The organism is Streptomyces sp. NBC_01116, assembly GCF_041435495.1.
Lineage (GTDB): Bacteria > Actinomycetota > Actinomycetes > Streptomycetales > Streptomycetaceae > Streptomyces.
In genome coordinates, this window is record NZ_CP108644.1 from 6,606,125 (window position 1) to 6,625,457 (window position 19,333).

Annotated in this window: 13 protein-coding genes and 3 pseudogenes; 10 read left to right on the forward strand and 6 right to left on the reverse strand. The window is 66.4% G+C overall.

Translation table 11 applies throughout. From position 1 onward, the window contains the following. Positions 1 to 69: 69 nt before the first annotated feature. From OG245_RS29150 to OG245_RS29160, 3 genes are all read left to right on the forward strand, one after another. Complete coding sequence (locus tag OG245_RS29150) at positions 70 to 1,128, forward strand: hypothetical protein (protein ID WP_371626350.1); 1,059 nt, start codon at positions 70 to 72, stop codon at positions 1,126 to 1,128. Positions 1,129 to 1,397: 269 nt separating this feature from the next. Then, complete coding sequence (locus OG245_RS29155; protein WP_371626351.1) at positions 1,398 to 3,653, forward strand: ABC transporter ATP-binding protein; 2,256 nt, start codon at positions 1,398 to 1,400, stop codon at positions 3,651 to 3,653. Between the two features lie 164 nt (positions 3,654 to 3,817). Then, complete coding sequence (locus OG245_RS29160; protein ID WP_371628022.1) at positions 3,818 to 4,066, forward strand: DUF5132 domain-containing protein; 249 nt, start codon at positions 3,818 to 3,820, stop codon at positions 4,064 to 4,066. A gap of 538 nt (positions 4,067 to 4,604) precedes the next feature. Here the strand turns inward: OG245_RS29160 and OG245_RS29165 are convergent. Together OG245_RS29165 and OG245_RS29170 are read right to left on the reverse strand one after the other, a co-directional pair. After that, positions 4,605 to 7,268 (reverse strand): annotated as a pseudogene (locus OG245_RS29165) (S8 family peptidase). Beyond that, complete coding sequence (locus OG245_RS29170; protein WP_371626352.1) at positions 7,240 to 8,226, reverse strand: AAA family ATPase; 987 nt, start codon at positions 8,224 to 8,226, stop codon at positions 7,240 to 7,242. Before OG245_RS29170 ends, OG245_RS29165 begins: the two are co-directional and overlap by 29 nt. Before the next feature lie 558 nt (positions 8,227 to 8,784). Here OG245_RS29170 and OG245_RS29175 point away from each other — a divergent pair. Next, positions 8,785 to 9,612 (forward strand): annotated as a pseudogene (locus OG245_RS29175) (MFS transporter); the annotation flags it as partial. Between the two features lie 387 nt (positions 9,613 to 9,999). On the opposite strand, the gene OG245_RS29180 reads toward OG245_RS29175, so the two are convergent. Continuing rightward, entirely contained in the window at positions 10,000 to 11,217 is a 1,218-nt protein-coding gene (locus tag OG245_RS29180) for a hypothetical protein (protein ID WP_371626353.1), read from the reverse strand. Positions 11,218 to 11,426: 209 nt separating this feature from the next. Between OG245_RS29180 and OG245_RS29185 the strand changes: the two genes are divergently transcribed. After that, on the forward strand, positions 11,427 to 12,029 hold the full coding sequence (locus OG245_RS29185) for a hypothetical protein (RefSeq protein WP_097958454.1): 603 nt from the start codon (positions 11,427 to 11,429) through the stop codon (positions 12,027 to 12,029). A gap of 97 nt (positions 12,030 to 12,126) precedes the next feature. On the opposite strand, the gene OG245_RS29190 is transcribed toward OG245_RS29185, so the two are convergent. Next, the gene (locus tag OG245_RS29190) at positions 12,127 to 12,876 is read right to left on the reverse strand and encodes a transposase family protein (RefSeq protein ID WP_371626354.1); all 750 of its coding nucleotides are present in this window, start codon (positions 12,874 to 12,876) and stop codon (positions 12,127 to 12,129) included. 252 nt (positions 12,877 to 13,128) lie between these two features. On the opposite strand from OG245_RS29190, the gene OG245_RS29195 reads away from it, so the two are divergent. From OG245_RS29195 to OG245_RS29205, 3 genes are all read left to right on the forward strand, one after another. Then, on the forward strand, positions 13,129 to 13,473 hold the full coding sequence (locus tag OG245_RS29195) for a hypothetical protein (RefSeq protein ID WP_179893224.1): 345 nt from the start codon (positions 13,129 to 13,131) through the stop codon (positions 13,471 to 13,473). A gap of 186 nt (positions 13,474 to 13,659) precedes the next feature. Beyond that, positions 13,660 to 13,908: a hypothetical protein gene (locus OG245_RS29200; RefSeq protein ID WP_098021766.1), complete on the forward strand. Its 249-nt coding sequence runs from the start codon at positions 13,660 to 13,662 to the stop codon at positions 13,906 to 13,908. Between the two features lie 38 nt (positions 13,909 to 13,946). Beyond that, positions 13,947 to 14,282: a hypothetical protein gene (locus tag OG245_RS29205; protein WP_098021765.1), complete on the forward strand. Its 336-nt coding sequence runs from the start codon at positions 13,947 to 13,949 to the stop codon at positions 14,280 to 14,282. Between the two features lie 434 nt (positions 14,283 to 14,716). On the opposite strand, the gene OG245_RS29210 is transcribed toward OG245_RS29205, so the two are convergent. After that, positions 14,717 to 16,135 (reverse strand): hypothetical protein, encoded by a 1,419-nt coding sequence (locus tag OG245_RS29210; RefSeq protein WP_371626355.1) that lies wholly within the window; start codon positions 16,133 to 16,135, stop codon positions 14,717 to 14,719. A gap of 543 nt (positions 16,136 to 16,678) precedes the next feature. On the opposite strand from OG245_RS29210, the gene OG245_RS29215 reads away from it, so the two are divergent. Beyond that, positions 16,679 to 16,849 (forward strand): hypothetical protein, encoded by a 171-nt coding sequence (locus tag OG245_RS29215; protein WP_179893223.1) that lies wholly within the window; start codon positions 16,679 to 16,681, stop codon positions 16,847 to 16,849. Between the two features lie 325 nt (positions 16,850 to 17,174). Here OG245_RS29215 and OG245_RS29220 read toward each other — a convergent pair whose 3' ends face one another. Then, the gene (locus tag OG245_RS29220) at positions 17,175 to 17,654 is read right to left on the reverse strand and encodes a ricin-type beta-trefoil lectin domain protein (protein WP_098021764.1); all 480 of its coding nucleotides are present in this window, start codon (positions 17,652 to 17,654) and stop codon (positions 17,175 to 17,177) included. Between the two features lie 742 nt (positions 17,655 to 18,396). Here OG245_RS29220 and OG245_RS29225 point away from each other — a divergent pair. Next, positions 18,397 to 18,805 (forward strand): annotated as a pseudogene (locus OG245_RS29225) (MarR family winged helix-turn-helix transcriptional regulator); the annotation flags it as partial. Between the last annotated feature and the right edge of the window lie 528 nt (positions 18,806 to 19,333).

Here is a 19,333-nt window from a genome sequence, read left to right on the forward strand (position 1 = left end):
GCCGCCCGACGGGCCGAGTACCTCGGAGCGCTTTTTGGCGGAAGGTGGCCCTCGGCGAGCGGTGCCGCAGTGAATCTCACGGTTGGTCGAGGCGACTCGGCGGTGCTTTTCACTCAGCTGGACTTCGGCCGGGACCACCCGTACTTCGTCCACCTCAAGGGCATCCGGCAGGGAGCATCGGATCCGCAGAGAGCGGATCGGGTCAACATCGTGACGGGACCTTGCCTCTTCAGCGACCGCGCGCTCAGCCTCCGGGATTCCTCTGGGAGAGAGCTGAACATTCTGGGAAGCCGCCGTCCGAAGTGGTCGTCACCACTGACTGAAGTGTGCGTGGATGCCGGACTCTCGATCTACGAGCACGAATCCATTCTGCGTCAGAGCCGTGCCGCAGCGGACGTCGCCGCATCGGTGGCTCCGTCGGCCCGTGTCGTGGTCAACCTCGATGTTCCGCGTGTGCAGTACTACTTCCATCTTCTTGGCACGCTCGCCGACCGATACGTCAGTCCGGAGCTGCTAGACCGCTGGTTCCGACTGGTGGACCTTCGGCATGCACAGGTGGTGGATTGCTTCCGCCGTCGGCTCGATATCGAGCTCGGTAGGGCCTGCCCCGGCCGGAAGGTCTTGGTCCGGGTGTCCGCTCCGCTGGCTGCCGTCGAGGAGTACATCCGATCGGACGCCGCGCGGGGCCGGGCGCCAGTTCTCCAGGATCTCGTCGACGCTCTTGCGCAGGGGCAGGATCACGTTTGGAAAATGCTCCTGGACTTGGAATCTCCGCGCGATCTGTCGGAACTCGGGGTCCTGAGTTACATCGTGGAAGAACTGCGCGCCGCAGGTATCCATGAGGGAGCGGATCCGACCCTGGCTGTGATGGTTGAGAACTATCCGGAATGGAAGGTCTTCCACCGGGCCCAGCGCCTGCTCAGGCGGCTGGTCGCACACGGGTGGTCGGACCGGGAGACCGGACCGCACCACATGGTCGGGATGTACCCCCTGGAGCGCATGTTCAGCGTCGATGCGACTGGAGACTGGGCGCCCCTCTACTTCAACGATCCTGGTCGACACGCCAGGGACGAGAAGGGCGACGTCGTCGACCTGAAGGACGCCGTCTCGGACCTCTACCGCCTCTGACAATATGCCCGCACAGGAATCCGGCATGGGCGGAGCATCCCGTCCCCGTGCCGGCGCAGAGTACGGAACCGCAGGGAATTTTGATCACCACGACAAGCTCACGTATCAGTACCAGCCGCAGGTTCGGAGAAGGACATGCCAGCAGTCCACCCGTGGTCCGCTCGGCAGTGCCCGGGCGTCAGCGTTGGGACGTCGCTGCCGTACGGAATAACCGTGGTTACGCCGATCTCCTGGAACAGGTACTTCGCTCGACAGCTGGCTTTCGTACTGTGCAGGCCAATCATGTGACTGGCCGGGTGCTGGTGCTATTCGACGCTGTTCTGGAGCCGCAGCATGTTGAGCGGACGGTGCGTCGGGCAGTTTCTTCAATCGAGTACCCAGCCCGTCGCGGGCATCGCTCATCTGGCAGCTTCCAACCGTCCGCATCCGGCAAGGCTCCGGTCGGAGCGCAGTTGGCACCGGAAAATGCGCTGCGTCCTGGCGGGCGTCCCAGCGGGGCGAGAGCCGCTGTCGCGCTGGGGGCTGTATGCCTGGTCGGCATCAAAGTGGCCGCTGTGGGTGGTTCCCTGCTTGCTTTCCCGAGCCTGGCTCTCGGAGCGGTGACACTCGCGACCGTTATCACCATTCGCAGAGCCACCCAGCCGGCGGGCAGCGCCACCGAGTCCAGCGTGGGTCTCCGGCGGCGCGTGGAGGAGATGATCGGTAACCATCGGAAGCGATTTCTCGGTGCTGCGGCTCTCTCCGTCCTGGCTCAAGTGGCGGAGACTGCAATGACGGCGGTGCTCTCCTGGACGATCGTCGTCCTCTTCCGCGGGGGGAGTCCTCTTCTGGCCGGCATGGGGATGGTCGGTACGGCAAGTCAACTCTGGTTCTTGGCCTGTGCGGTGGGCCTCGCATGCGCGGCAGGCACCGCACTGGCATACCTGGCCGACAAAACCTGGCGGGGCCTGGGGCACACGGTCGAGCACGACTGGCGAACATCCACGTACGCCCACGTCCAACGGCTTCCCGCGCAGAATTTGGATGGTGAGCGAGCTGCCGACATCGTCAGTTCGCTCACAGAGGATGTCGACCGCCTGGAAGCGTTCATCGGCTCCTCGATGAACGAGATCGTCCAGTTGGCCACATGCTTCGCTCTCCTCGTTCCTGCCTTCCTCTTCCTCGCTCCACACCTGGCGTGGGTGGCGCTGGCACCCGTACCTGTGGTCGTCTGGATGGCCTCGCGCCTGAGCAGGAGGGCCGCCGAGCAGTACTCCGTGTCCGGTGACCACCGCGCCAGATTGAACCGCCGGGTGAGCGACACCCTGTACGCCCACACGATTGTGCGAGCATCATGCACCGAGGGGTACGAGTACAGTCGCGTCGAGAAACTGAGCGCGCTCAACAGCACAAACTCCGCAGAGGCCCAGCAGACAGCGGTTGTGCAGACCCAGTTGATGCGCGTGTGCGCGACAGCCTCGCTCGCCGGCACACTGCTCGCCGGGGGATATTCGTTGCTTCGGGGGAGTCTGCGTGTGGACGCTTTCGCCCCTCTCATCGACCTGCCCTATCGCACTTTGAGCCGGCTGCCCCGGCTGAGCGGTTCGGTCGACCAGTACCACCAAGCCGCGGCGGCACTGCAACGGCTGCAGCGGCTTCACAGCCTTCCCACGGAGCGCGACGCCCCTACGGCCAAGTCGATCGACCAGCGAGTTGACGGAGAACTACGCCTCGAACGGGTGTCCTTCGCATATCCCGGGAGAGCGTCTCTCTTCACTGACCTCTCGATGCGCATCGCCCCTGGCAAGGTCACCGGCATCGTCGGCACCACAGGTGCGGGGAAGACCACCCTCGCCGCCCTCATGCTGAGATTCCGAGCGCCCGACAGTGGCCAGGTGTTGCTCGACGGCAGCGACATCCGGGAGCTGCGACTCAAAGACCTCCGCAACACCATCGGATACGTTCCTCAAGAGCCATACCTGTTCGACGGGACGATCGCCGAGAACATCCGCTACGGGACATTCGATGCGGACGACCAACGGGTCATCGAGGCGGCCATCACCGCGGGCGCTCACCCATTCATTTCGTCTCTGCCGATGGGGTATGAAACTGCGATCGGCGAACGTGGCAAGGCTCTCTCCGGCGGTCAGCGGCAGCGCGTCGCTCTCGCCCGGACCATTCTGAAGAGCCCGCCCGTCGTCATTCTCGACGAGGCAACCTCAGCCGTCGACAACGAGACCGAAGCCGCAATCCACCGAGCTCTCAACAAGTTCGGGCGCGACCGCACCATGATGATCATCGCCCACCGGCTGTCCACAGTCCGCCATGCGGACAGCATCTACGTACTCGGCCCGAACGGTGTGATCGAACAAGGCTCACATCCGGATCTTCTCCATCTGGGCGGTACGTATGCCAGATTGTGGGCCCTCCAAACCGGAGAGGGCAACAGCCCAGGTCCCCGCGAAGTCACCCTCGCGCGACCTGGACAAACCAGTTCCACGCGAAAGGGTGATTCGAGCGGCGAGATCTTGCAACAGGGAACATAACTCCCCTACCCTCAAAGAAGTCACCCCCAGGACTCTCGGATTCCCGCTGCCTTCGGTACCTGATAGTGCAACATCATCACCATGGGTCTCGGAATTCATGAAGCCCGCGAAAAATCCATGATTAGGACAACAGTAAGGGGCCTATTGTGGCCGCACCAATTCCCATGTTTGCCGCCGGTCTCATTATTGGCTCACTTGTAAAACGAGTCGCCAAGCCTGCCATCCGGGGCGTCGTTAAAGCTTCGGTGGGTATCGCGCTCGACGTCCGCCAAGCCGTGCAAGCAGCCAGTGAAGACCTCCAAGACATGGCCGCGGAGGCGGCAGCAGAATCCCTTGTCGGTCAATCCGGAGAAGACAGCCAATCGGTCCGTCGACCTTCCGTCAGGCGCTCGTCAACCCTAGAGAAGGCGTGAACTGCGGGCAACGCCAGCAGGGCTTTTTGTCACTCTTGCCGGCACTTCAACCCAGAGTTGTAATGACGGGATTCGGCGTTCTCCGGGGCCACATGAGGATGTTCGATGTTCGCACCACCTGAAACGCAGTCAACGCACCGAACCGACGACCACAGCTTTGAAGACCCGGCGCGAGCAGGTGTATTCTACAGTGCCGTGTTGCGGGAGGAGCGCTGCGGCCTTTTCCTCGTCGTAACAGACCATAGTCAGGGAACCGTACAAAGAATCCCCGTCCCTGACCTGACACTGGAGAGAATTCCGGGCTATCTCAGGATTCTCACTAAAATGGCGCGCCGCATCTGAAGTCAATCGACGCCTACTCCCGAGGGCCGCTGGCCTCATTGCCGTAACCTCGAAGTTTCGTGGCGGTCCACCGAGTTCATCGGTGGACCGCCACGAAACTTCGAGGTTGATCGCATCATTACTCGGTACGGCAGGTCGAAGGAGTCGGCGCGGGCAGCCGGATCAAGTTCGGCCTCGACTGAACCTGCCCGGGAAGCTACCAGCCGAATTCCATCTGAATGGGGATGCCGTCCACGATTTCGGTCTGGGCGTGTGGAGTCACTCCGATCGACACGCCGAGCTGGGTGGCGATGGGCGTGTACAGGTCGGTGGAGACCTCTGGTGTGCGCAGGGAGACCAGGAGGGCGTAGCTGACAGGCAGGCCGATGCGGTCGTTGCGCCTGTTCGCCTTCCACCAGCCTCCGACGGGGTAGACGGCGAGCGTGCCACAGTCGGCGAGTTCGGCCGCCGATCCGCGCCAGATGTCCGCGTGCAGGGAGCCGAGGTTGCGGGCTCGGGGGCCGACCAGCCACTTGCTGTTGGATTCGAATGCCCTGGGGTTGCCGAGGCCGTCGCTCTCGTGTTCGGCCTGTTCGGCCAGGCGCCTCTGGAAGGAGTCGCTGGATTCGGTGGGGCCTTTGATGGCGAAGCGGAGGCCGTGTGAGGCGTAGCTGTAGCGGCCGAGCATGCCGCGCCGGCCGGGATTGGGCTCGATCATGTAGGCGAGCGTCACCCGCAGGTCGACGGTGGTCTCGGCCAGGTCACGCAGTTGTTCCAGGGGCCACGGCAGCTCGTGCAGCTTGAGTTCGGCCAGGCGAACCTGTCCGCCCTTGACCTTGTATGGCACCAGGGTGTTCTGGATGATCATGGTGACGGCGTTCGAGGCGCTGCTGCGGATACGCTCGGCGGTGGGCATGCCCCATCCGTACCGGCGGATCACCTGTCGCATCATGTCGCCCTTGGCGAGTTTGGGGGCGCCGGTCTTCTTGAACAGGCCCTGCTCGACCATGGCCGGGGTCCACTGGGCTTCGTGCACGAGAAGGGCGCGAACCGTCTCCGGTCGCAGTCCGGGGTAGGCGCTCATCGCTGTGGCGGCGAGAGCAGCCGCCTGGGCCGTGGCAGCGCTCGTGGCGTTCGTCCAGGTCAGCTGACGCGCGGGGTCGTGGTGGGTGGTCGCCACGCTCACCAGATCGTGGGCGTCCAGGACGCTGTCGTCTGGGGCGACGAGCATGTTGCCGCCCTCCAGAACGATGTCGGGCTTGGTGATGGCCGCGTTGGTCAGCGCCACCGAGGTCCGGCTGAAGGGGGACAGTGCGCCCGGCGCCGCCAGCGCACGGTATCCCCGGAACAGGGCGGCATCGGGGACGGCGTCCATATGTGTGCACGCCCCGACGGTGAGTACGTTGTGCGCCTGGGCGGGTTCCTCGATGCGCTACAGGTCGGAGAGAAGCAGCGGATCCAGCGTGCCGTCGTCGCGGCGCATCTGGTGGGGGACGGCACCGCGGATGTTGCCGGCGCTGACGATGATCAGGCGTGACGCTTCGGGATCGGGTGCTCCGATCAGTTCGATGCGGTCGTCCCGGACGGTGACGTCCGTGCCTGCTGCCAGGGCATCCAGGGTGGCTGACCACAGGGTCGCGGTGCCGTCTACGCCGTTCTCCCCTTCCCCGGACTGTCGGGTGACGGCCATCGAGAAGACCCGTCCCGATGGTGCGGGGCCTCCGTTGCCGATCTCAGCGGTCGCGACCGCGTTCGCGGTCGTTTCCGCACAGGTCCGCGGGGACACGCCGGGTGTGTGAGCGTCGTTGAGGATCTTCACGGACTCAAGACCGTGACTGAGAACGACGGGACCTTGTGATTCAAGGGCTGCGGCGAAGTCCCCGAAGAGGGCGAGCCCGGCCATCTGCGTGCCGTGCCCGATCCGGTCGGCCGGGGTACTCCCAGGAAGCACGCTGTAGGCGCGCTCGTGCAACGCGGGCTTCAGCAGGGCGTGCTCCTGGGCTATCCCTGTGTCCAGGATGCATACCGCCGGGGCCTCCGGTGCGGCCGGCTCGATGCGCGCGGCGAGATCCTTGACGAGGTCCACGCGGAACTCGCGGTCGACGGCGTAGAGGCCCTCGGCGAAGGTAGGGCTGCGGATCTCAGCAGGGCAGGCGTTCGTGGCCAACAGGAACGCCAGCTCGTTACCGGTCGTCGCGACGTGCGCCACCAGGCGTTCCCCGACATGGATCGCCCGTTCACTGACCCGCCAGCGACGCTCTTCGGCCAGAGAACGCAAGGTGGCAACCGCCGCCGGCGAGATCCGCGGATCGAACCACAACTCCCACCACCGCTCCTCGTCCAGCGGCGGCAGATCCTGCCGCTCCTGCCAGAGATGCTCCAGCAGAGCCCGCTGGACCTGTTCCATATTGGCCACCAGCACGGCCTGCTTGGGGTTGCCGCCGGGGGTGTCATCCGTGAAGTCGGCGATCCGCTGGGTGAACGAAGCGACTTTGTCGAACGGGATCCAGACCAGCGCGTCCTGCTGACTGCTCTCGGTCTGCGGGTGGCTGCTCATGAGTGTCAGGCCGGATGCGTCCAGGCGCTCCAGGCTCAGCGGATGGTCACGAGCCGCCTCGATACGCACCGCGAAACCGTCAGGCTGGCGGTCCTCGGCCGTCTGCTGCATGGACTGGGTTGCCTCACGGCGGGCCTTCTCCAGCCCATCCACCAAAGCATCGGCGTGCCCCTGCCGGTCCGTGTGCTGGACCAGGGAGGGGCCGTTTCCGCCAGCAGGCTCGGAGCGCGGCGTGAGGGTGGTGGCCTCCCAGGGCACGATCAGGTGCGGACTGAATCGTGCGGAAGAGTCGGGCTCAGGCATGGTGGGAGGCGTGTCGCTCATTCAGGGCCTCCAGGAGCAGCTGCTCGTCCACCACGTCCCGGTCAGCCAGGATGGCTCGTTTGGCCGCTGCTTCCGACGCTTTGACCAGCTCGGCGTGACTCAGGCCCGATGCACGTTCTGTCACGAGGCCCCACCGTAGTGTGCTGGTGTCCATTCCGGCTAGGCGTCGCTGCACCACCTGTACAGCTTCCTCCCCGGTGGGAGGGCCGTAGGTGGCGATCATGTCGAAGCGGCGGAACAGAGCTTGGTCCAGAAGCTGGTGGTGGTTGGTACCGGCCACCACGAGACTCTCGGAGGGTGCCTCATCGAGAAACAGCAGGAATGAGTTGAGGATCCTGCGGGCTTCGCCGACGTCGTTGCCTGCTGCCCGTTCGGCTCCCAGAGCGTCGAATTCATCGAACAGGTAGACCGCACGGGTCTGAGCCACGGCGTCGAAGACCAGACGCAGCTTGGCGGCTGTCTCGCCCATGAACCGGCTGATCAGACCGTCCAGGCGAATGGTGAACAGGGGCAGTTTCAGCTCTCCGGCCAGGGCCGCTGCCGTCATGCTCTTGCCCGTCCCGGGAGGCCCGGACAGCAGAATGCGGTGCACCGGGGTAAAGCCGAAACGCTCAAGCCGTGCACGCTGTCGCTGTTCGTGCAGTACACGATCCAGCGAGGCCCGCAGTCCGGCGTCCAGGGTCATGTCGTCGAGCTGGGTGTCCGGATAGCCTGCCGTCAGGAGACTGGTCAGCTCACCGCGGGGCTGCACCACCGGGGTAGGGCCACGCTGGGTGTCCTGCTTCCCCTGCCGCTGCTGGGCGGCCTCGACCAGCTCACGCAGCTCTACGGCGAACTTTCCCTGCCCCTGGCGGGCGGACTTCGCCGCCACCTGCAGCGCGACGCTGTAGAAGAGGTCGTCATTGGCTTCGGAGTGCGCCCGCACAAGAGCTTTCAGGTGATCGGCGTTCGCCGCCATACGCCTGTCACCCTCCGATGTGGACTGCCTATAAGAAGAGGTCTACCCAAATCAGCGGGCCCCTGCGCCTGCATCGTACGGCCCTGAGCACCAGGCTGCTGCCCGGATCCTCTGCTGACTGAGATGTCCGAATGAGTGAATCGCAGCGCGAGAATACCGAACGGTCAGCTGGCGTGGGACCCCTCTCACCCAGGCCAGCAGTAGGGCAGTCTGCCGGTGATGTCCGAACCATGTGTCCTGTTCGGGACCGAGCGCAGGAAACCTACGCACCCAGCGTTTCAGCGCGCCACGGGCTCGCACCGGGCCCCTGAGCCCTGCACAGCGGTACACACGGGACTCGCGGCGAGGCGGTGTCAGGGGTGCTTGGGCTCCTTCCCGGCCCCCTTGCCGTCCTTCCCCGGTCCGCCCTTCGGGTGGGGCGGGTGCCCGGGAGACGCGGGCTTCGCCGACGGGATGGGCGAGGACTCTGCGGGCGTCGCAGTGGGGGTGAGAGTGGGAGTCGGTGCGGTGGCCGATGTCGTGGGCCGGGGCGTGGGCTTGTGGTGGCGCGAGCCAACCGCCGGAGGACTGGCCTCCACCGTCTTCGCACCCATCACGGCCGCCCTCGCCGACTACTTCAGCTGGCGCACGACATACGCGATCCTGGCCGCGATCCTCGCTCTGATCACCGTCCCCGCCCACGCACTCGCCCTACGCGCCCCATGGCCACCGCCACCAGAACCACCCACCCACGCCACCTCCTCGAACAAGCAGGACACGGTCGCCCTGTCACGCTCCTTTCTTCTACTCGCCGCTGCCGTCGCCCTCTCCGGATTCGCGGTCTACGCGGTCGTCATCGGGCTCGTCCCACTCCTGACCGAACGCGGCGCAAGCTCCACAACGGCCGCATGGGCCTTGGGACGTGGTGGTGCAGGCCAGACCCTGGGCCGCACCTTGTAGGCACGTCTCGCCAGGCACACCACGGCCACCACGGCCACCACCCGCACAGTGCTCCTCATCGCTGCGGGCGGTGCGACCACCCTCGCCCTGGGCCTGGCTCCCGGACCCATTCTCCTCCTCGTGGTTCGGGTCGTCGCCGCCGGCAGGGTTCGCGGCAACCTCACGCTCCTCCAAGCCACCGCCGTCACCGATCGCTGGGGCGCGTCACCCGCTACGGCTCTCTCCGGCCTACTGGCTGCACCTGCGACCGTCGCCGCAGCCATCGCGCCCTGGGCGGGTGCGAGCCTCGCCGAGATCTTGGGCGGCTACCCGCACATGTCCACCGTGCTCTCCGTCGCGTCCCTTGCGGCTGCGAGCCTGGCTGCCGCCGCCTCCGCAAGCGCCTTGCGTTTGTCCCTGACGTGCGGACGGTCGCACCAGCGGCGTGCGTCAGTTTCGCGCCCGTAGCGCCCACAGCGCCCGTAACGCACAAAGGCAAATGGTCCGGTTTTTCCCATGCGGGCCGCTGACCTGCGGCAACTTCCACAGGTTTTTGTTCCACGTGTTTCGTGATGACCCACCATGTCGAGTGCGTCGCGATCCTTGAGCCCGCCGCAAAGGGCGTCTGACCTGCGGTTTCGCCGAGTGTGCGTTATGTGCGCTGTGGGCGTTACGGGCGATATCTTGACGCATATTCGACGCACGTTGGGCCCTTCTGACGCACGTTTGACGCACGTTCTGATGAGATGTCAGATGCCCGTTTCTGCAGGTGACGGTGTGTCGAGTACGGCTTGAGGGGGCTCCCTCTTTGCCGCTTCTTGGTGAAGCCGTGCTCGATATGGCCTGATTTGAGGATCAGTAGGAACGGGGTCCGTAAGGGCTCCAGTGGCCGAGGAAAGGCTTGAGGTCGTCGCCGCTCGGCTTGGGTGGGGTGGGCAGCTTCGGCGCTGCGGCGGATTCGGTGAGGTGCTGGAGCCGGGCGTCCGTGAAGGCGAGCCACGCCTCGATCTCTGTCCTTTCCTGACCGGGTGGCAGCGATGTGGCGTGGTCGCGTACTGCTGTGACGTATTCGGTCAGGCGCTTGGTCTGGTGCCAGGCGTCTGCTTGTTCTTCGAGGTGCTTGACGCGATAGGCGTAGGCGTATGCGGTGCGCGCTTCCTCCATGGCGGTTTCCCAGCGCCTCTGCTGGGCTTCCCTGGCTTGCTGGTCTGCAAGGCGTTTGTGTTCTGCGGCTTTGCCACGGAGGCCGACTTCTTGTGCGATTTCGGCGAGTTGGTCTTCCAGTGGCCGGTCGGGGACATCGGCCCATTCGCTCGCACGGTGCGGGCTGCCGCCGCGGAGGATGAAGCGCAGGCGGTTTGAGGGGGTGTAGTCGAAGCGGGCGATGCGCATCCATGAGTGCTTCTTGGCGTCGGCGAGTTCCTTGTCGGTGGGGATGTGTTCGCTGCGGTCCTGTTCTTGAAGGACGAGGAATCCGACGCTTTCGCCTTGGGCGGTGATGATGAAGTGCGGTGGTGCGCTGCGGCGACGGTGGGGTGGGGGAGCGCCTTGCGTGGTTCCGAGTGCTGCCTTATGGCCTTGTGGTTCGGTGGCGATGATGAGGGCCTGGATGATGCGCAGGGCTCGGCCTTGGATGGATTTGGTGAGCCCCATGGGCTGTGGTCGTTGTTGGAGGGCGGCCACGAGGGAGTGGGGTTTGGTGAGTCTGGCCGGAACGGGGAGCGGGGTGAGTTCCGTGAGGCGCCAGGCGGGGATGTCGACGAGTTTGATTTCGTAGCCGCGGTGGGTGCGGTATGCGTAGAGCTCTTGTGTATGGGGGATCTTTCCGGACTTACGGGCGGCGCTGACCCGTGACGCCCAATTCACCGTGCGCGGGCCGGTCTCGACGGGCTTGATGAGGCAGCCATCGTTCGCGGCCAGTTCTTCGAGGAGTTGGTCCGCGTAGCTCGTGCGGGCCTTCGGTACTGTCTTGGGCCGCGGCGGCGCCGGCTTTCGGCCGGGCTGCTTTGGCGGTTCGCCACTCTGCTCCGCGGGGCGGATGCCGCGGTCAGTGAGCTTCTTCGAGCAGGCCACCGATCGGGTGACGGTCGGTGAAGCGCAACGAGCGAGGCCCTCGGGCTGCTGAGCGAGATGTCTGACGTCTGAAGCTGTTCCTGGGGTGACGCGGACATGATTCACTCCTCCGCAAGGACAGTTGGAGGCGCGCTCAGGCGGTGGCCACCGGAGCCCTTCAAATCGGTGGCGGAGGTGGGCGCGCGAAGAGGCGCGGATGGGAAGAATGCATGGCTGAGACCTCGGTCAGAACGACCCCCGGGCTGATGGGTTATGCGGCCATGTCGTTGCTGACGGCGGTATTCACCTGGGGAGTCTTCTTCTGGTACTTCGCCGTGCGGGCGCTCATCCTGGGCGGCTCGTGCGGGGCGAGGTACGGTGTTGCCTGTGGCCCGGGAACGGGATGGAACATCCTGTTCGTCGTGGTGCTTACACCGGCTGTCTGTGTGGCCGTCTCCGTTCTCAGCAACGAGATATATGGCCCGGAGCGCCGCGGTCATGAGTTCTTCCGGGTTGTTCTGGCGGCACTGCCCGTGGCGGCCCTGGTGGATCTTCTGCTGTATTCCCAGGATTTCGGCTTCAGTGCCTGGCGGCTCGTGGGTGCCGTTCCGTGCCTTGCCCTCATCGCCGTGGTGACGGTGTGGACCATCCGGACGACCGGCCTGCGCGGAGCCTTCTGGTTGATGAGCCCCAGCAGGATTGTCGCTCTGGGTGCCGATCCGGCGATGCGTGGTCTGTCTACTCTTCAGAACTCGATGTTCCTGGTATCCAATGGTCTGGGCGCTGTTGGCGGCTTTTCTCTGGCGCGCTGGGTCAGCCAGCTGGTCGCTTGAGGCTGCTTCCAGTGACCATCCTCCATGCTCTGCGAAGAACGGAGGGAATCGAATCCGTAGGTGTCAGGGCCGACGGAGAGTGCGTCAATGAGCTCTTTCAGAGTTGCCTCTCCAGCGTCAGGATGGCCTTGGCGATTGACGTTATGCGGTTGGGGCTGCACCGGGACCTGCGGAAGATCCGCCAGGACTTCAGGCTCGCGACACCGCGTTCCACGGGTGCTCGTGCCGCGGCCAGCGCCCGGTTGAGAGTCTTCTCGGTGGAAGTGAGGTCCGTGAGTGGCTTGCGTTTGATGCCGGTCGTCAGCCACGGCCCGGCGCCTTGGTAGGCGAGATCGGCCAGGATGGGAACGCCCTGGCGCTCGCAGATCCGGATGATCCGATGGGTGCGGGCGGCGGTCAGGTCGTGTGTACGGCCCGGCAGGGCAGGCGAGATCCACAGCAGCCGGCCGCCTGGGTCGGTGACGACCTGCACGTTCACGCCGTGGCGTCGGTGTTTGTGGGAGTAGTCGGCCCGGCCGTCGCCGACCCGGTCGCACTCGGCGAGGGTGCCGTCGAGCAGGACGAAGTCGGGTTCGTGCTCGCGCAGCGTCTTGAGCAGGCCCGGTGCTCGTTCGGCGAGCAGGTCGATGACCGCGCTGGTGTAGGCGTGGGCGGTGGACTCGCTGATCCCGAACCCGGCGGCGATCTTCGCGAGAGTGGTGTGTTCGCGCAGGTACACGAGTGCCACCATCGCGCGCTGGGACGGGCGGAGCTTGCAGCGCCGGTCGCCCTCACGAGTGATGATCAGCATGGTGACCCACTCCACGAGTGCATGCGGCAGGTCGAGTGCGGCAGGATGGACGACCAACGAGGCCCCCGAGCAACGTGATTGAGACGTCAGACATCTCGCTCAACAGCCCGAGGGCCTAGCTCGTTGCCCTTCACGGGCCATCACCCGATCGGTGGCCTGCTCGAAGAAGCTCATTGCCCCACCTTGGTTGGTCACCGGGCTGGTGGCCATACCGTGAGGTCACCGAGCTGGCGCCGGACGGCGAAGCTCTGGTCAGCCCGCGATCCTCCGTGGCAGGCTCGTGCCTTTCCAGGCGAGGGGAGCAGCGTGATGCAGGGTTACGCGGAGACGGAAGGCGAAGTGTGCCCGGACTGCAAGGCGGCGGGCCCTGGCCGGGACAACGTCTGCCTCGCGGTGGGAACGCCGCACCAGATGTGGCACACGCCGGACTGCACGCAGTGGACCATCATGCAGATCGACTGGGAAGCAGGCTCTCAGCGCATGGAGGAACAGGACGCGTGGGCCAAGGAGACCTTCCCGACCGCGCACGAACGTCTGAAGCAGGCCGCCGCCGCGATGCCGCCGGGCACGTCTGCCCAGCCGTTCATCGACGCGCTGACCGAGCTGGTCCAGGCGCAGGCCGACGCGACCGGCTTCGTCGTCCTGCACCAGTGAGCGGAGATCCTGGAGCGGCAGTTCCCGCCCCACCTGCCCAGTCCCGACAACGTGGCCGAGTAGCCCGGCCTTCACCCCAAGGCAGACTGCACGCCCGCGATCTGCCCCGAGATGGGCTGGAGTGCGGGCCGGTCGTCGGCCGGGAAGCAGCAGGCCGTTGTCAGTGGGCGAGCGGAGAATCACCGGATGGCCCATGAACCGACGGAGGCCGGCGAGTCCGAGATTCTCGCCGTTTCCTTAGGCACGTACCTGTCCGAGACCGGCTTCTCCCTCACCGGCCTGACCGGCAAGGGCGCGACCCAGTCCATCACCCGGGCGGTGGTGCAGTGGGTGGGAGCGTCCGGATGGAGATGCAGGACAGAGGCGCAGATGCGCTACATCGACCCGCCCCGTCTGACGAACGGCGGCTGCATCGCCTACTGGTCGCCGTCCTAGTCTGCCTACCTCGACCCAAAGACGGCCCGCCGGTCGCCGTGGAGATCGACCGCGCGGACGAGAGCACCGCCGTGGACAAGCTCCGAGACGAAGCACTCCGCGGGCGCCCCGCGCTATGGATCCGCTGGCACGGAGCGCTGCGCGCCGAGCTTCCGGCCGGTGTGGCCCGTCTCCACCTGCCCACGCGGTCCAGCAAAGCGCCCTTGCGGTACTCGCTGGCCCCGGTGACCGGCACCGAGGCGATCACCCTCGGTCCAGCCGTCACCCCCGAGGCCCGAGCGGACGCTCTGCGGCGAGACCAGCAGCGGATCGCGGACGAGAAAGGCGCTGCTGCCCGCCCCCAGGAGCGGGGCCCCACCCGCTGCTACCGGTAGAGCGGACACACCACGGGCCCCGGGGGATCAGCACCTTCCCCGGGGCCCGGTATGGGGTCGCGTTGCCTAACGACCACGCCCCCGGCGTCACGCGGGCGCCGGTTGTGGCTCCTCCAGTACCCCGGCGACCTTCCGCGCCATGTCCGCCACGTGAGGCGGCAGGTAGTCGCCCAGGTGGCTTTGTCGGTGACGACCGACTCCATTTCTAGGTGAGCTCTGACTCCAGCGTGTGCCTGTTGGCGCGCGCTGGGATGGAGCGGCGGGTCGGGCGAACGATCGGGATGAGCCTCTGTAAAGACGTCGGCGGCCTGCACTGTATGGAGGGCGCTTCCCCGGCGCTGGGTCTTCCGCGCTTCTCGTGCCGCTGCCCTCCACCGGTGCGGCGGTGGAGGGCAGCGGTGGTGCGTGGTACGCGGTTCACCGCGTGGGAGGTATCAGGGGCAGGTGACGAGGATGATGGAGATGGCGGTGCAGGTGGCGGTGGCGCTGTCGTTGGCCGGGTTGGGATCGGTGGGCGCGGACGCGGTCCGCACGCCGGTGACGGTGACCTGGCCGAGGGTCAGCACACTCAGCGGGACGCGGAACGTCTTGTTCACGCTCGCCCCGTTGGCGATGGCCCCGTAGGCGCACGTGACCGTGATGCCGGCAACAGTGCAGCCGGGGGAGAGGTTCGTTGCGGTGGTGCCGGCCGGGAGGGCCGCGGTGAGGGTCGCGGAGGTGACCGCGTCGGGGCCGGTGTTCTGGGCGGTGAGGGTGTAGCTCAGGTAGGGCACGAGGATGCCCAGGTGGGGCTGCGCGACGAGGTTGACGTCGATGTCGGCCTTCTTCGGTGCGGGCTTGGGGAAGAAGGCGATGTCGTAGGGGCTGTTGAACCCGGTGATGGTGGCCGTGACCGTGTTGGTCGCGGTGCTGATCACCGAGACGGTGTTGCCGTTCAGGTTGGTGGCGTAGGCGGCGGTGCCGGCGGGGTTGACCCTGGCTTCGGCGGGGGCGGCGCCCACGGGGACGGTCGCGGTGACCGTGTTGGTCGCCGTGTCGATCACCTTGACGTCGGAGCCGCCGTTGTCGGCGACGTAGGCCCGGGTTCCCGAGGGGGTGAAGGAGACCCCGTTCGGGGCAGACCCGACCGGGATGGTCGCGGTCACCGTGTTCGTCGCCGTGCTGATCACCGAGACGGAGTTGCTGCTGCTGTTGTTCGTGACGTAGACCACGGTCCCTGACGGGCTGACCGCCAGACCGGCGGGGCCGTTGCCGACCGGGACGGTCGCGGTGACCGTGTTGGTCGCGGTGCTGATCACCGAGACGCTGGCCGCGAGGTTGTTCGTCACGTAGACGGTGGCGCCCGACGGGCTCACCGCCACCCCGTTCGCGCCGTCCCCGACGGGCACGGTCGCGATGACTGTGTCCGTCGCGGTGTCGATGACGGAGACCGAGTCGCTGCCGGTGTTCGCGACGTAGGCGCGGGTCCCGGACGGGTTGACCGCCACCAACACAGGCGTGGCTCCGACGGGGACGGTCGCGGTGACCGTGTTCGTCGCGGTGTCGATCACCGAAACGCTGTTGGAGGCGAGGTTGGCGACGTAGGCGCGCGGCTGCGCCGGGTTGACCGCCACGCCGACGGGCTTGCTGCCGACGGTGACGCTGCCGGTGATCGTGTTCGTGTCCGTGTCGACCACCGAGACGGTGTTACCGCCGAAGTTGGTCACGTAGGCCAGCGGGCCGTTCGTGGCCTGGGCAGGTGAGGCGAGCGCCACCAGGCCCGAGACGGCCAGAGCGGCGCCGGCGGTGAGGGAGATCAGCCGCCGCCCGAAGCTGGACAGGGTGCGGCGTGGTCTGGCAGGTGCAGAAGTCACAGGACTTCCCCTTCATCGAGTCCGCACCCGACGGCAGGTCCGAAGGACCCGGGAACCGGCAGCGGTGCGGTCGCGCGGCCCCACCCCGCGGTCTAGGACCACTGGGTCCGAGGGCCCCGTACAGCGCGCACCGCGCCACCACTCTGGGCACGCTGCACACCTCGCGCACCGCTGCGGCAGGAACGAGCACCGCAACAGCCCTACCCCGCCCGCACACCGGCAGAGCCGACGTCCGGCGAAGTCACCACATCCTTGCGACCCGACAACGTCAGCGATGCAGAACCTCCATAGTTGTCCGCTTCCCGGCAAAAGCTGACGCACCGGTTGCTTGACGCCGCCGGGAGGGCGGCCGTGTGTGAGTTCTCACCGGGTGGCGGGGCTATGCCAGGCTCGGGGTGTTCGCAGAGCGCCTCCGGATACCTACCACCAGCACATGTGTGCCTGGTCGTCGGGATAGGCCCCGCGAAGCGGCCCGAACCCCTGTCTCGTTGTACCTGTCGGTGCGGCGTATCCGTCCCAGTGCCGCAACGTCAGGAGAACACCGTGCGCTTGCGTTGGTCCGTCCCGCTGCCCGGTCCGCTGTCCCTCGGCGGTTCCGTCCCTCTCTTCGGGGGCCGGAGCCGAGGCGGTGGTTCCGGTGGCGGAGCCGCCCTCTTCGTCGGCGTGGTCAAGCTGGTGGTCTACCTGCTGGTAGCCGAGGCGTGGATCGCCTGATGGTCGGTGAAAGGCTGGTACATCCTCGGTGTCCTCGCGCACCGGAGGATCACCGGCCGGCCCACCCCGATCTGGCGTTCCCCCGGCGGCTGGTGGTAGCCGCCGGAGTCCGCGGCTATGACGGTGACCTCGCCGACCGGCTGCCTCTGCTCTCCAGGATCCGTGCCAGCCTCGCAGGTCGCCGCTATAACCAGGTCGGGGTTCGGCCGGTGCGGCGACCTACGGGCGGGATGTCAGAAATCGTAGGGACCTCTGCCGGCTGGGACGTCGGAGCAGGTGGCTTGCTTGCGAGGACTGGCCGGGAAGGCCGTTTGCGCAGCGGGGGTCAGGCGGCAGCGAGGCTGATCTGGTCCTTGAAGATCACCCAGCGCTGGCCCTGGTCCTTCGCGTCGCACGGCTTGGTCGAGACGTTCGGGGTGTTCCACGCGTTGCTGAAGCAGTAGGCCGGCGCATACGTGAGGGCGATCTGCTGGCCCGAGACATTCCAGTACTGTCCCTGGTCCTTGGGGTCGCACGGCTTCACCGAGACGTCCGCGGCGTTCCAGGTGTTGGCGAGGCAGTAGGCCGGGGCGTTGGTCAGGGAAATCTGGTGGCCCGAAAGGGTCCAGTGCTGGCCCTGGTCCTTCGCGTCACACGGCTTCGTGGACACGTTCGGGGTGTTCCAGGCATTCGCGAGACAGTACAGCCCGGGAGCACGCAGGGCGGGGGAAGCCGCTTCCACGGCCTGTGCCCCGGCAGTCGGCAGGAAGGAAGCGGTCAGCGCCAGAGCTGTGAGAGCGAGTGTCTTGCGGAGAGCGATTGCCATGCGAGGAAATCCATCCTTGCTGGAGAAGTGGGATTCACGCCCGACCTTCGAGATGGATAGGCAACTCGGCGCCGAACGCAGAGTAATTACTAGCACCGCTCAAGGGTTGGCCAATGGTTTCTGCTTAGAATATTCATCCAAAAGATCCGCTACGTAAGATGACCCGAAAGTCGCTCAAAAGCAGCCAGAAAGTACACCAGGACACCCCAGTTACGGCACCGCCCCGGGATCCGCTCCACAGACCGGCTTTGACCGGGTGACCTGCGGGTTGACCTGAGAGTCTGGCCCAGATCTCGATCGAGGAGCAGCGACGACCGCTCACTGACGCGGAATCGTCTTCCGTAGCGGTTCGGATCCAGTACGTCCCCGAGGATTCGGCCCACGCACGCCGCAGTGCTAATGAAAATCCAGTGCGAAGTGAGGCCGGCCGGAGGGCGGCAGGACTCGGGTCCTTGCCCGGCTTCACAGCCACCCTCCACGACTGCTTGCGAATGGGAGCATCGGTGGCATCAGATGGGAATCAGCCATGATGGCCACGTTTGTCCCTGCGCACGCACCCCAGCCGTCGTGATCATGGCTGTCACGAGGTGACCGAGCTGCTGCCACTGGGTGCCAGTCCCGAAGACACCGGGCTGGCATGGAGGCGCCCGTCTACACCCTCTGACCGAGGGGCCTGAACATCCCCCGTGAGCTCGACCTCGGTGACCGGGCCCGCGCCCTGGACCAGCTCGGTGTCACTCCGATCTTGCTGGTGCTGCTGCTGCCGGGGAAGCTGGAGTCACCGTTGCGGGAAGAGCACGGCATCACCTTTGTTCGAGTACCTCGTGCTCAGCCACCTCTCCGAGGCCCCGGAGCGGAGGCTGCGAATGGGGGAGCTCGCCTTCCTCGCCAGCGGGTCGCTCTCCCGGCTGTCCAACGTCATCAAACGGTGCGAGCAGCGCGGCTGGGTCGTCCGGACCCCTGACCCGGCCGACGGGCGTTACACCCTTGCCGAACTCACCGACGCAGGCTTCGACATCGTGGACCGGGCGGCACCCACGCACCTGCGCGCGGTACGCAGTCTGGTCCTGGGCTCCCTCAGTACCGCCGACCAGAAGGCCCTCGCCCGGATCGCGGAGAAGATGCGTATCGTCCCCGACGACTTCGCATGAGGCCGCTCTATGCGACGATCCGGCGTCACGGCCCAGCGCACCGAAGCTGATCGCGGCGGCCAACGAGAGGGTGCAGGGCGCGAACATCCGCTCCCTGCACGTCCTGGCGCCCGCTCCCGTAGAGGCCGGCCCCGCCACGGCGGCCATCCAATCGGTCCCGCAGCCGACAGCGCCCGCCGCACCGATGCAGCGGGCAGGTCCGCCGGAGGGATACCGCGAGGTCATCGCCGCCCACCGCGCCACCTGGACCACCACCCGGCAGCACACCCGCCCCAAGATCCAGAAGGCGGCCGAACGGCAGCTCCGGGAACGGCTCCGGGAACCGGAGGAGAACTTCGCAGACGGCCGCCAGGCCCTCGAGGAGCTCTGTACCAAAGTGGCCGCCGAGCGGGCAGGTGCGCCCCAGCGAGGCATCCCGGGCACGGGCCCTGCAACGCCTAGCCGCCGAATCGGCAGGGTTGACCACGATCACCCCGGCTGCGGCCGCGCCGCAGCGCCTGAACCGTCCGGCGTGAGGCAGGTGTCCGG

Excerpts from the sequence above, each read along its gene's own strand:
- OG245_RS29185 (WP_097958454.1), top strand. The coding sequence starts at position 11,427 with ATGGCTGAGACCTCGGTCAGAACGACCCCCGGGCTGATGGGTTATGCG.
- OG245_RS29160 (WP_371628022.1), top strand. The coding sequence starts at position 3,818 with ATGTTTGCCGCCGGTCTCATTATTGGCTCACTTGTAAAACGAGTCGCC.
- OG245_RS29220 (WP_098021764.1), bottom strand. The coding sequence starts at position 17,654 with ATGGCAATCGCTCTCCGCAAGACACTCGCTCTCACAGCTCTGGCGCTG.
- OG245_RS29200 (WP_098021766.1), top strand. The coding sequence starts at position 13,660 with ATGGCCCATGAACCGACGGAGGCCGGCGAGTCCGAGATTCTCGCCGTT.
- OG245_RS29170 (WP_371626352.1), bottom strand. The coding sequence starts at position 8,226 with ATGGCGGCGAACGCCGATCACCTGAAAGCTCTTGTGCGGGCGCACTCC.
- OG245_RS29195 (WP_179893224.1), top strand. The coding sequence starts at position 13,129 with ATGCAGGGTTACGCGGAGACGGAAGGCGAAGTGTGCCCGGACTGCAAG.